The following is a 12,313-nucleotide window of genomic DNA, read 5'->3' as shown; positions in this document are numbered from 1 at the left end:
TTTTTACCTTAAGTTGTGAATTATCCTTTGTTATTGAATCGGTTGCAAAGGTACGGCATTTAATTGACAATCGACCATTGCGGATGCGACAATTGACGATTAGAGAGACACCAGAGTTTTCCCGTAAGGCTTCGCGCCGGAGCGAAGGGGAGAAAAGGACGCAAAGAAAGTTTCGCGTCGGAGCGAAAGCTGCAAAATAGAGAAAAGAAGCTTTCGCTCTGGAGCGAAAACAAAAAAAGGAAGAAAACGAGCTATCGCTTGGAGCGACGGCTCATTTTTGCGCTTGAACGAGGCGAACAACCCTCTCTTATGTTGCATTTTCATTGCTTGTTCTTTCAAAATCGTTATCTTTGCAGCGAACAATCAAAAGTATACGATGATCAAAACGATTTCCAAATACATGCTTTTAGCCGTTATCGCACTCTTATGTGTCAATGTATGGGCGCAGACGCTGAAATGGCGAGACATGTATCAAGTGAAAAAGAAAGATACGCTCTTCGGGATTGCCAAGAGTTATGGCATTACACTGGAAGAGCTCATCACGGCCAATCCCGACATGAAGGTGGCTGGCTACGAACTGAAGAAGGGTGACTACATCTTCATCCCCTACCCCTCGACACAGAAACCGGCGGCTTCGGCCACTCAGAGGGCACTCTCGTCGTCGGCAGATGTTCGCAATCGAGCCATTCGGGTGGGCGTGATGCTTCCACTGCACAATGTAGACGGTGACGGGAAAAGAATGGTGGAATACTATCGCGGACTCCTGATGGGCTGCGACAGTTTGAGACAACAAGGAATCTCGACGGAGGTTTATGCCTGGAATGTTTCGGCAGATGCCGACGTGCGACAGACGTTGCTCAAGGCAGAGGCGAAGAAGTGCGACATCATCTTTGGTCCGCTCTATACCAAACAGGTGCGTCCGCTGGCCGACTTTTGTAAAACGGCGGGCATCAAACTCGTGATTCCGTTTTCGATTGGGGGCGACGAGGTCGTGCGCAATCCGCAGGTGTATCAAGTATATCAGTCGACCGACGAGTTGAATAACGCCACCATCGATGCCTTTTTGGAGCGATTCGCCAAGCAGCACCCCGTTTTTATCGATTGTAACGACAGCACCAGCAAGAAAGGAATTTTTACTTCTGCGCTGCGAAACCAATTCAGCGCGCGGGGTATCAAATACAGTATTACCAATCTTCGATCGCCCGAGGATGCCTTTGCCAAGGCTTTCAGTCGCACCCAACCCAACGTCGTAGTGCTGAATACGGGTCGATCGCCCGAGCTGTCGGTGGCTCTTGCCAAGATCAACGGGCTTACGGCCAATGCTCCCGGCATTGTGATCTCGCTCTTCGGCTATACCGAATGGTTGATGTACACGAAGCAACACCTCGACCATTTTTTTAAATACAACACCTACATCCCCACCACCTTTTATTATAACCCCCTCTCAACGAAGACGCAGCAATTGGAAAACAGCTATCGTCGGTGGTTCAGTATGCCGATGCAATACGCCCTTCCGCGGTTTGCTCTCACCGGATATGACCATGCTCAGTTCTTCTTGCGAGGATTGCACAAATACGGTAAGGCATTCATGGGGACGAAAGAGCAGAACGTTTATACGGCGTTGCAAACCCCGATGAGCTTCCAACGTGTAGGCAACGGGGGGATGCAGAACGTGGCATTCATGCTCATTCATTACACGTACGACCGAAAGATAGAATCCCTGGCCTATTAATCCGGCAGACCGATGAACGCAAAACAACTTCTTCTTCAATTCCTTCTCTTCTTCCCATTGCAGTCGATGGCGCAGATAGGGCTTCATCGCAGCGATCTCTCGATAGGTCTCAATGGCGGCTATGTGTTGAGTTCGGTAGGATTCAACCCCAAGGTAGACCAGTCGCAGCATGGCGGTTTCACAGGCGGACTGTCGGTGAAATACGTCTGCGAGAAATACTTCAACACCTTTTGTTCCCTCTATGCCGAGGTGAATTATGCCTCGATTGGTTGGAAGCAAGACATCAAAGACCTCGACGGACGTGCCGTTATCAATACCCATACCGGCGAGGCCGAGTCTTACTTGCGTACGATCAACTACGTTCAGGTGCCCATCTTTGCTCATTTGGCTTGGGGAAAAGAAGACCGTGGCGCACAGTTCTTCTTCCAGTTGGGCCCGCAGATGGGGCTTTATTTGAGCGAGCAGACGCAGACGAACTACGAGGCGACTCAAAGAAACCTCGCCGATAGAGCCAACAAAGTGGTCGAGCAAGAGTCGATGCCCGTCGAACGGAAGTTCGACTACGGCATTGCCGCAGGTTTGGGGGCAGAATATCGTCTGCCCAGTGTGGGCCATTTCCTTCTCGAAGCGCGCTATTACTACGGCCTGGGCAGCATCTACGGCGAGAGCAAACGCGACTTTTTCGGGCGGTCCAACTTTGGAAATATCCTCCTGAAGATAGCCTATCTCTTCGACGTAGCCAAGACCCGGAGGTGAACATCGCCATGTTTGACAACTCAAGAATTCATCCACCCTTAACTAAAAAATAAAAACTATGTTTGAAGGTCAACCTAAAGGACTGTACGCATTGGCATTAGCCAATACGGGCGAGCGTTTCGGTTACTACACCATGCTTGCCATTTTCACTTTGTTTTTGCAAGCCAAGTTCGGTTACACCGCGGCAGAAACATCCACTATCTTCGGAAGTTTCCTCGGCTTTGTTTATTTCATGCCCCTCATCGGCGGAATCCTTGCCGACCGTTTTGGCTACGGCAAGATGGTGACATCGGGCATCGTCGTCATGTTTTTGGGCTATACGCTGCTGGCCATCCCCACCGGAGCCGACATCACCGGCAAGGCCATGATGTTCGGTGCGCTGGCTCTCATCTCCTGCGGGACGGGCTTGTTTAAGGGCAATCTCCAGGTCATGGTGGGCAATCTCTACGACAATCCGCAGCTCAGCGGCAAGCGCGACACTGCATTTAGCCTCTTCTACATGGCCATCAACGTAGGAGCACTCTTTGCTCCGACGGCCGCAACGAAGGTAACCAATTACGTTCTGGCCGGTTCTCACTTCACCTACGAACCCCAGATCCCGTCGTTGGCCCATCAGTTTCTCGACGGAACCATCAAGCCAGACGGTAACGTGCTGCTCGAACAGCTAAAAGCCGCACAGGGCTTTACGGGCGATATGGCCACCTTCTGCACCACCTACATCGAGCAACTCTCAAAAGCCTACAACTATGGGTTTGCCGTGGCCTGCATCTCGCTCATCATCTCGATGGCCATCTATGTGGCATTCCGTTCCACTTTTAAGCATGCCGACGTCAACAATAAGCAGAAAGTCCAATCTGGCAGCATCGACGCACAGGCCGACGAACTTTCTCCGGCCGACACCCGTCAACGCATCATCGCCCTGTTGCTGGTCTTCGCCGTTGTGATCTTCTTTTGGATGGCCTTCCATCAAAACGGACTGACAATGACGTTCTTCGCCCGCGACTACACCGCTAAGTCCGTTATGGGGTTCGACCGCTTGGGCTTCGACGTTCTCAACCTAGTTCTTGCCGTCGTGGCGGTATACAGTGCCTTCTCGTTTTTCCAGTCGAAAACAAGTAAAGGCAAAGGCATCTCGGGTGTTTTGCTCGTGGCGGCTGTCATTGGCATTGCAGCCAACTATCACACGATGGACGGCGAGGTGAAGATTCTTCCGCAAATCTTCCAGCAGTTCAATCCCTTCTTCGTCGTTGCCTTAACGCCCGTCTCGCTGGCCGTCTTCAGTTACCTGGCACGCAAGGGCAAAGAGCCCTCTGCTCCGCGTAAGATAGGTTTCGGAATGCTCATTGCAGCCTGCGGATTTATGATTCTTGCCGTGGCCTCACTCGGTCTGCCCACGCCCACAACAGTGCAAACCGAGGGCATTGCCGACAATCTTTTGGTTTCGCCCAACTGGCTCATCTCTACCTATCTCGTCCTTACCTTCGCCGAACTGCTGCTCTCGCCGATGGGCATCTCTTTCGTATCGAAAGTAGCACCGCCCAAATACAAGGGCATGATGATGGGCGGTTGGTTTGTTGCTACTGCCATTGGCAACTATCTTGTGGCCATCATTGGCTATCTATGGGGCGACATGCAGCTGTGGATGGTATGGAGTGTACTCATCGTTTGCTGTCTGCTCTCAGCCCTCTTCATCTTCTCGATCATGAAACGACTTGAGAAAGTGAGCTAAAAGAATGAAATCGTGGGCTAAAAGATGTGAAACAGTGGACCAAAAAATTTAAGACCGTGGACTAAAACGCCCCATCAACTATCACCCCTTAAGAGAGGATGCAACCTTGTTGCATCCTCTTTTTTGATGCCCATCCTCCTGCGTATATAATTTGTAAAAACGCCTTGAACCACAGAAGTTTGCATAGACGTCTTCCTATTTCTTAGCTTTCGCCTTCCATTTCCTTAACTTTCGGCCTGCGTTTCCTTAGCTTTTGGGTGGCGAAAGCTAAGAGATGGAAAGGGAAGGAGGGAAGTAGTGAGGAGGAAAGTAGTAAGTAGTAAGGAGAAAAGAGGGGAAATAGTAAGGGGTAGAGAGGGAAGGAGTGGAGATGTTGAGGTAGTAAACAACCCTGTAAGGGTTGGTCTGTTGGTAGAGCAAGGCTGGTGAGCGAAGCGAACCTACCTTGTTTACGGCGTACAAAGAGAAAACAAGGCCGTAGGTCTTGGTCTGTGTTTAATGATCGAATGAGAAAAGAAAGAGATGGATTCATTGCGGGAAGATTTGTGAGAAAAGAAGATTTTGCTTATCTTTGCAGCCGTGATGATAAATGTGCATATAAATAATAAAGGTGTAACAGAGCAGAAGAGCAAAAACTTTTCTGCATCTTTTAACACCCATTGTTTGGTAGTCTCCGAGAAAATGACTACCTTACACACACACACACACACACACACACACACACACAGTATGCGCACCTATTGGTAGCGTAAGACTTTTTCACTTTTCCCTACGCGCGCGTGAAATGCGTGCAACCTCTATTAGCAAAGGGCTCCAAGGAGTTCCCTTTGTTCGCTTTTTTGTGCCCGTTTGCGAGCTATCAAGAAAGCAAAATAAGAACGTTTTAAGCACTGAAATTACCGTAACAAATAATTGTAATTCTCTGATAATAGTTTGTTTTCTCTCGTTGATTTCTCGGGCAGGCAGCAGTGATACGCTGTCTGCCTATAGAGCGGGAAGAGGGCAGGCAACCATAAAGGATAAATAATGAGTTTGTCAGGATGTATATAATAAAAGGTGAGCAACGAAGCCACATAGAGAGTAGATAACAACTATTTTTAATCAAATCAAAAAAGCAATGAGAAAGAAGCAAGAAAAGAAGGATTATTCTGCACCACGTTGCATGATAATCCAAGTGAGCGAAATGACTTATCTCATGGATACGTCTTTCCCGAGCCAGCACAAGAAGGCAAATCACGGTACTGGTCCAACGGCTCCAGCCAAGTCTTTCGGCTTATGGAGTGATGAGTACTTTGAGGAGGACAGTAGCGAAGAAGCTAACGATGACAGCTCTTCATCATGGAACGACTAATTCCTAAAGCGATTAATTAACAAAAAAAAGAAAACGAACAAAGAAAAAAGAAAGATGAAACATCAGTCCCTTTTATCAGGAATAAAGTCTTTGGGCATCATGCTGAGCTTAGGTTTGGCTTTGGCCTCATGTACAAAGGACGACGTGGCTCAGAACCCGGCAAAGCCAAACGAGGAGGGGAATAAGAACCTAACAACTTTCGTAGCAGGCGACGAGGCAAAAACCCGCACGTCATTGGATTATAACAGTAGCGACTTCTCTTGGGAAGCAGGTGATTATATCTACGTAAAGGATGATGATGGTGTATTGCAGAAGAGTAGCAACGCTCCAACTCAGAAGGTAGCTTCCTTCCGTTATAGAGTTCCTGGCAAGTTTGGCGCAAGTACAAGTTATAAAGTTTATTACTTGGGCAAGAACAGTAGTGGCAACTCAGTAACTATCTCAACGGCCCAGAGCCAGACCGCTCCAGACAACACCGCGCACTTTGGCACAGCAGGCGATTACGGTACTGCTACCGCTACAAAAGTGACAGACAAAAATCAGTTTGCGTTCGTATTGGAGCATCATCCGGCTTACTTAGTCTTCCAGCCTTACACAAGTAACACAATTCTACGGAACTGTAAGTTAACAAAGGTAGAAGTAAGCTCCGACAACGATATCGCCGAGACCTACACCATCAACCCAACAACAGGTGCTTTAGACGCTTCCGCAGTAACAAACGGAGACAAGATAGTCTTAACGACACAAGGCGCAACCGGCTTCCCACTAACCAACAACAGCGCCAGCGTAACAACTAACGGAGCTTACATGGTGATTAAGCCAGGCACTCATACTTTAAGGGTACGTTATTGGGTAAAGGACGTGGCAACAGGTACAGAGGGAACTATAACTAAGATATATCCATCTACAGCATACGCTTCGAACACCTACTACGATATGACCGCCGACCTCAACGTACGCGACTACGATGGCGACCATTATTACATGTGGGATGCTCAGCAGCAATATTGGTATGGTTACGAATGGACAAAGAATTTGGCAGGAAACACAGGCCAACCAACACTAAACAATAGGAGTTCTTCAAACTTCCCCCAGAGCAACAGTGACTCTCGTTGGTACCACGAGGGTGGCGGTGCATTCCAAGCTACCCAGAGTTGCGCAGGTCTTCCCAACGTTAACGAGCTGTCTTGGTATTGCATGAACGGCGATCCACGTTGGGATGCAGATGAGTTATGGACAACTATGGGTCATTTATATAAAGGTGGTATGTGGTTTAAGAAGAAGTCTGTATTAAAGGGAGAGAGTCATTACGACGTCGAGAAATCTGCCGACGGTACAACCGACATGCGTACAACAGGGATAAGCTACACCAACAACAGCAGTAGTATCAGAAACTCTGGTCTCCCTTCCGTCGCCGATGCAGGTAATTACTTCTACCTGCCCGCCTTGGGTTACTACGACTCTGGTCAGCTGAACTACGTTGGCGACACCGGAATCTATTGGTCGTCAAGTGCTTTCCCATGGACCAGCTACTACGCGTACTACCTGTCCTTCAACAGTTTCAACGTCACCGTGTTCTACTACAGTTGCGGCAGCGGGAACAGGGTTGGCGGGTTCGAGTAGTCCTAAAAGCCCCACCCCGACCCTCCCCAAAAGGGGAGGGAGCCTAACTGGATAAAGGAGGGTGAGAGACATTGAAATATCCAACCCGTTGCAAGAAAATTTATAACCCTGTAGGTTGTCAAACAAAAGTGCACAACTGCAAATGTAGTTATTTACTTTGATTATTTGACAAGTGGTATTCCCTTGTGGAAAACTCAGTAATCACAACCCTTTCAACCCGAATATTCTTAAAAGAGAATATTCGGGTGAATTTGTTTTATCATATAATTTTGCTCTATCCTTTCATTCATCTCAATATTTAAGAAACTAAGTGATAGGAGCAAATTGAAAAAGCTTTCACAAGAAAAAGAGATTAGAGTATAAAAAATCTTACTGTTTTCTTTGTGTAGTCTTGAAAATGTTAATAACTTTGCGGTCAGTTCGGAAGACTATTGGAGAGAGTTTTTCCACGGCACTCTTGAAGACAGCCCGCCGGAGAGTTTAATAAAATAAATGAGACAGTAATTTATCAGTCGTGGAGTCAATTAAAACAAAGTAATTATGAAATCAAACAAGACAATGAAGTTTTTCAGTCTGTTGGCAGTAGCACTTGTTACTGTTTGTGCTTCAACCCTTTTTGCTTCTTGCGGAAGCGACGATGACGACAAGAACAGTAACACGATTGTTGTTAATGGTCAGGCCGTAAGCATCGTAGGAGCTTCTCTGAACGAAGGCGGTGGTTCTCTTATCGGTTTACTTACAGCAGGTTCTCCTTCGGCGGCAGGCATTAACATGACCACTGTTGGCTTTACCATTCCGACCAATCAGTTTGGCAAAACCATCGATTTGAGCAAGAAGAGCAATATCGACTGGTCGGTAAACGGTGCGGTTGATGCAGATTCCCGTTCGCCTTTGGCAGAAGGTAGCTCGTTGTATGTTAACAAGAGCGGTGATGTTTATACCGTTAAGTTCACATTCATCAAGAAAGACCCGACCGGTAAAACAACGACCATCAGCGGTAGCTATGAGGGCAAGAACCTGAGCGTAAAGAAGCCCTAACCCTAAGCTGACGAGAATTTAAGAGTATAAACTAAGAGAGGATGCCCCTATTCATGGAGCATCCTCTTTTCGTTTCATCCAATCCTATCTTGGTTAATCCGTCAACTCATCAACTTATCAACTCGTCAACTCATCCCATCTATCTCACCGTGATGTGGAAGCACCCCTGCTTTACTTCGTATTTAATGTAGCAGCGGTGGGCGGTGCGCAGATCGTTGAGCACTTCGCTGAGCACCCATTTGAGCGTGTCGTTGCGTACACGACGGCGGGAAGGACCGTTGGGATCCTCAACCGTTTTGTAGCGATTGTAGGCAATATCGAATGTAGTGCCATAGCGATGGCAGCTGTTTTCGGAAGCATTGCCGTTATGTCCGCGCAGTGTGGCCACGTCTGCCTCGCTGCGCAACACGCTCGTGACGATGAATCGATGTAGTGGAACGCCCTTCACCTGCAAACTGTCGAAGAAATTGCGCCCGATGTCGTGCAGTAAAACGGCGGCGCGCGGGACGAGATAAGGAATGCTGCTGCGAAGGCGATCGACTTGATAAAAAGGACTGCCAGCGATGTATACCAATTCCGATTTTCGCCGTTCAGCCTCCTGGCGATTGGCTACCGGAGGGACGCCGTATCGATGAGCTTCCTCCAACTGTACGTCGTTAAGGTCGGGAAAGGCTTTTGAGAAATCGGGAACACTACGAATGCGATTCTTCACGGGCGAGCCGTCGGCCCTGAAAAAAGTGACGGTCTGTGCTCCGTTCTCCACTGGTTGTGCGGAAAGAAAGGCAGCTCTCGATACCGTCTTAGCAGAATCCGTTGCAAGATGGTACGATTCTTCCTCCTTCGTGCTGGCCACTTCGGGAAAGATGGCACGTATGAAAGCCAATAGAAGCACGCAGGCGGAAAAGGCTTTCAAATATTGGTTCTTGGTGATTCTCGTCTTTGTCAATCTCATTGAAACAGGTGGTTTGTAGGCACAAAGGTAGCGAAAAGTGCAAAGTTATAGAACGTTTTTTGTAATTTTGCGCCTATCAACAAAGTAGAAGACATTGATATTGGTAGAGAAACATATCGTTCTTGAAGACATTGACCCCGTAATGTTCTACGGTGTGAACAACGGACACTTGCAGATGCTGAAGTCGCTCTTCCCCAAGTTGCGCATCGTGGCACGCGATAATGTGGTGCGTGCCTTGGGCGACGAGGAGGAGCTGATTCGATTTGAAGAGAAAACCGAAGCCCTGCGCCGCCACATCCTGAAATACAACGCCATCACCGAAGAAGACCTCATCGACATCATCAACGGTAGAAAGACCAAAGCCGAGGGCAGTAAGGGCGTCATCGTCTACAATACGTCGGGCAAACCCATCAAAAGTCGCAGCGAGAATCAGCAGCTATTGGTAGAGGCCTACGAGAAGAACGATCTGGTATTTGCCGTGGGACCGGCCGGAACGGGTAAAACCTACCTAAGCATCGCCCTGGCGGTGAAAGCTTTGAAGGAGAAGACGGCCAAGAAGATCATCCTCAGCCGACCGGCAGTAGAGGCGGGCGAGAAGCTCGGTTTTCTGCCGGGAGACATGAAAGAGAAAATCGACCCCTATCTTCAACCCCTCTACGACGCGCTGGAAGACATGCTCCCCGCCGTCAAACTGCAAGAGATGATGGAGAAGCGCGTGATACAAATCGCCCCACTGGCTTTTATGCGTGGACGAACGCTGAACGATGCCATCGTCATCCTCGACGAAGCTCAGAATACTACCTCGGCGCAAATTAAAATGTTTCTCACCCGAATGGGTACCAACACGAAAATGATCGTCACGGGCGACCTCACCCAAATCGACCTGCCCCGCCAAGAAACTAGCGGACTGCGAACAGCTCTCGACATTCTGACCGACATTCGAGGTATTGCCACCGTAAGATTCGGCTCAAAAGACATCGTGCGGCACCGACTCGTTACCCGAATCGTGAACGCTTACGAGGCCTACAAGGGTAGTAAGTAAGGAGTAAGGGAGTAAGGAGTAAAAGGAGTAAGTAAAGAAACAACGATATTTCACACAAAAAACATACAACACACAATGAAAGCATTAACAACAACCGACTTTCACTTTGACCGTCAGCGCAGCGTCTATCATGGCAAAGTGCGCGACGTGTACGACATCGACGCCGACCGACTCGTGATGATTGCCACCGACCGCATCTCGGCATTCGACGTCATCCTCCCCAAAGGCATCCCCTTCAAGGGACAAGTGCTCAACCAGATTGCCGCCAAATTTCTCGATCTCACCGCCGACATCTGCCCCAACTGGAAACTCGCCACGCCCGACCCGATGGTCACCGTCGGCCTTAAGTGCGAACCCTTCCGCGTGGAAATGATCATCCGCTCCATCCTCACCGGTTCGGCCTGGCGCGCCTACCAAGAAGGCTGTCGTGAGCTCTGCGGCGTACGTCTGCCCGATGGGATGCGCGAGAACGAACGTTTCCCACAACCCATTATCACCCCTACGACGAAAGCTGACGAGGGGCACGACCTCAACATCTCGCGTGAGGAAATCATCGCGCAAGGTCTTGTTTCGGCTGAAGACTACGCCGTGATAGAGGATTACACCCGTCGCCTTTTCGCCCGCGGGCAGGAGATTGCCGCACGGCAGGGCCTCATCCTGGTCGACACGAAATACGAATTCGGCAAGCGCGACGGTCGGGTCTACCTCATCGACGAAATCCACACCCCCGACTCCAGTCGTTATTTCTATGCCGAGGGCTACGAAGAAAAACTGGCCAAGGGTGCACCTCAACGCCAACTCTCCAAAGAATTTCTGCGGCAGTGGCTCATCGCCCGCGGATTTATGAATGAACCCGGACAGACCATGCCCGACATTACCGACGAATATGCCCTCGAAGTGAGCAACCGCTACATCGAACTCTACGAGCACATCACCGGAGAGCCTTTCAATCGCTCCACCGAAACTGGCGACATCGCCGCTCGCATCCATTGCAACGTTTCGGCCTACCTGGCGCAGGAAAAATGAGCCCGATAAAGCTTCCAACTACTTGGAAAGTTCAAAAATGAGCCAAACGGGGCTTCCAACTACTTGGAAAGCCCGAAAATGAGAAAAACGAAGCTTCCAACTACTTGGAAAGCTCGAAAATGAGAAAAACGGAGCTTCCAACTACTCGGAAAGCTCAAAAATGGGAAAAACGGGGCTTCCGACTACTCGGAAAGCTCGAAAATGAGAAAAACAGAGCTTCCGAGGCCTCGGAAAGTTGAAACTTCACTCAACAGCCCCTCAATCCCCTAACTTAGGGGGCGTATCCTCCCAAAAGCTCGAAATGATCAATTGTCAATAAAAAATGTATCGGCAAGAACAAATCAAGCCCTACGGCAGCGAGGGCGACAAAGGCGCACAAGTGGAAGAGATGTTCGACAACATCGCTCCCACTTACGATATGCTCAACCATCGCCTGTCGTGCGACATCGACAAAGGCTGGCGACGCAAAGCCATCGCCCAGCTAAAGCCTTTCGCCCCCCGGGAGATACTCGACATCGCCACCGGAACCGGCGACTTCGCTATCCTCGCCGCCCGGATGCTAAAGCCCGAACAACTCGTGGGGGCAGACATCTCCGAAGGAATGATGGCCGTGGGAAGACAGAAGGTGGAGCGCGAAGGTTTGCGAGATGTCATCCATTTTCGCCGCGAAGACTGCCTGCAGCTCTCGTTCGAAGATGGCAGTTTCGATGCTGTGACAGCCGCCTTTGGGATCCGTAACTTCAAAGACCTCGACACTTGTCTGCGCGAATTGCATCGCGTGCTCCGACCGGGTGGACACCTCAGCATCGTCGAACTCTCGGCCCCTATGCGCCCACCCATGTCGTGGCTCTTTAAAGTCTACTCGCACACGCTGTTGCCCCTCTACGCTCGCCTCGTGTCGAAAGATGGCAGTGCCTACCGCTATCTCATCAATACCATCGAAGCTTTTCCACAGGGTGAGGAGATGATGGAGATTCTGCGTAAAGCGGGCTTCGAGGAGGTGCAGTTCTGCCGGCTCACCCTCGGTGTTTGCACGATGTATTTGGCCAGTAAAAAATAAAAAA

General features: G+C 49.4%; 11 protein-coding genes. 9 read left to right on the top strand and 2 right to left on the bottom strand.

Annotation, left to right across the window (positions count from 1 at the left end; all coding sequences use genetic code 11):
- Positions 1-99 precede the first annotated feature (99 nt).
- Positions 100-339 carry a hypothetical protein gene (locus J5A66_RS08010; protein WP_211790114.1) on the bottom strand — a complete coding sequence of 80 codons (240 nt, stop codon included), beginning with the start codon at positions 337-339 and terminating at the stop codon, positions 100-102.
- Between the two features lie 37 nt (positions 340-376).
- Between J5A66_RS08010 and J5A66_RS08005 the strand changes: the two genes are divergently transcribed.
- The 6 genes from J5A66_RS08005 (at position 377) to J5A66_RS07980 (ending at position 8,229) form a co-directional block, all read left to right on the top strand.
- Positions 377-1,732, top strand: coding sequence for a LysM domain-containing protein (locus J5A66_RS08005; protein WP_211790113.1), 1,356 nt, complete (start codon positions 377-379; stop codon positions 1,730-1,732).
- 12 nt (positions 1,733-1,744) lie between these two features.
- On the top strand, positions 1,745-2,488 hold the full coding sequence (locus tag J5A66_RS08000) for a porin family protein (RefSeq protein WP_211790112.1): 744 nt from the start codon (positions 1,745-1,747) through the stop codon (positions 2,486-2,488).
- Positions 2,489-2,546: 58 nt separating this feature from the next.
- Complete coding sequence (locus J5A66_RS07995; RefSeq protein WP_211790111.1) at positions 2,547-4,217, top strand: peptide MFS transporter; 1,671 nt, start codon at positions 2,547-2,549, stop codon at positions 4,215-4,217.
- A gap of 1,117 nt (positions 4,218-5,334) precedes the next feature.
- Complete coding sequence (locus J5A66_RS07990) at positions 5,335-5,568, top strand: hypothetical protein (protein ID WP_371742851.1); 234 nt, start codon at positions 5,335-5,337, stop codon at positions 5,566-5,568.
- A gap of 54 nt (positions 5,569-5,622) precedes the next feature.
- Positions 5,623-7,191, top strand: coding sequence for a hypothetical protein (locus J5A66_RS07985; protein ID WP_211790110.1), 1,569 nt, complete (start codon positions 5,623-5,625; stop codon positions 7,189-7,191).
- A gap of 540 nt (positions 7,192-7,731) precedes the next feature.
- Entirely contained in the window at positions 7,732-8,229 is a 498-nt protein-coding gene (locus tag J5A66_RS07980) for a hypothetical protein (protein ID WP_211790109.1), read from the top strand.
- A gap of 139 nt (positions 8,230-8,368) precedes the next feature.
- On the opposite strand, the gene J5A66_RS07975 is transcribed toward J5A66_RS07980, so the two are convergent.
- A complete protein-coding gene (locus J5A66_RS07975; RefSeq protein ID WP_211790108.1) occupies positions 8,369-9,181 on the bottom strand; it encodes a DUF5715 family protein in 813 nt (270 codons plus the stop codon).
- Positions 9,182-9,281: 100 nt separating this feature from the next.
- Here J5A66_RS07975 and J5A66_RS07970 point away from each other — a divergent pair, with 100 nt between their 5' ends.
- The 3 genes from J5A66_RS07970 (at position 9,282) to ubiE (ending at position 12,309) form a co-directional block, all read left to right on the top strand.
- A complete protein-coding gene (locus J5A66_RS07970; RefSeq protein WP_211790107.1) occupies positions 9,282-10,223 on the top strand; it encodes a PhoH family protein in 942 nt (313 codons plus the stop codon).
- 75 nt (positions 10,224-10,298) lie between these two features.
- The gene (locus tag J5A66_RS07965) at positions 10,299-11,249 is read left to right on the top strand and encodes a phosphoribosylaminoimidazolesuccinocarboxamide synthase (protein WP_211790106.1); all 951 of its coding nucleotides are present in this window, start codon (positions 10,299-10,301) and stop codon (positions 11,247-11,249) included.
- 322 nt (positions 11,250-11,571) lie between these two features.
- On the top strand, positions 11,572-12,309 hold the full coding sequence (gene ubiE, locus J5A66_RS07960) for a bifunctional demethylmenaquinone methyltransferase/2-methoxy-6-polyprenyl-1,4-benzoquinol methylase UbiE (RefSeq protein WP_211790105.1): 738 nt from the start codon (positions 11,572-11,574) through the stop codon (positions 12,307-12,309).
- Positions 12,310-12,313: the final 4 nt, after the last annotated feature.

It is taken from the genome of Prevotella sp. oral taxon 475, from assembly GCF_018127805.1.
Classification (GTDB): Bacteria; Bacteroidota; Bacteroidia; order Bacteroidales; family Bacteroidaceae; genus Prevotella.
The sequence above is the reverse complement of the archived record's forward strand: the minus strand, read 5'-3'. Positions and strand labels throughout refer to the sequence as shown.

Excerpts from the sequence above, each read along its gene's own strand:
- J5A66_RS07985 (WP_211790110.1), top strand. The coding sequence starts at position 5,623 with ATGAAACATCAGTCCCTTTTATCAGGAATAAAGTCTTTGGGCATCATG.
- J5A66_RS07975 (WP_211790108.1), bottom strand. The coding sequence starts at position 9,181 with ATGAGATTGACAAAGACGAGAATCACCAAGAACCAATATTTGAAAGCC.
- J5A66_RS07990 (WP_371742851.1), top strand. The coding sequence starts at position 5,335 with ATGAGAAAGAAGCAAGAAAAGAAGGATTATTCTGCACCACGTTGCATG.
- J5A66_RS08000 (WP_211790112.1), top strand. The coding sequence starts at position 1,745 with ATGAACGCAAAACAACTTCTTCTTCAATTCCTTCTCTTCTTCCCATTG.
- J5A66_RS07995 (WP_211790111.1), top strand. The coding sequence starts at position 2,547 with ATGTTTGAAGGTCAACCTAAAGGACTGTACGCATTGGCATTAGCCAAT.
- J5A66_RS07980 (WP_211790109.1), top strand. The coding sequence starts at position 7,732 with ATGAAATCAAACAAGACAATGAAGTTTTTCAGTCTGTTGGCAGTAGCA.
- ubiE (WP_211790105.1), top strand. The coding sequence starts at position 11,572 with ATGTATCGGCAAGAACAAATCAAGCCCTACGGCAGCGAGGGCGACAAA.
- J5A66_RS07965 (WP_211790106.1), top strand. The coding sequence starts at position 10,299 with ATGAAAGCATTAACAACAACCGACTTTCACTTTGACCGTCAGCGCAGC.
- J5A66_RS08005 (WP_211790113.1), top strand. The coding sequence starts at position 377 with ATGATCAAAACGATTTCCAAATACATGCTTTTAGCCGTTATCGCACTC.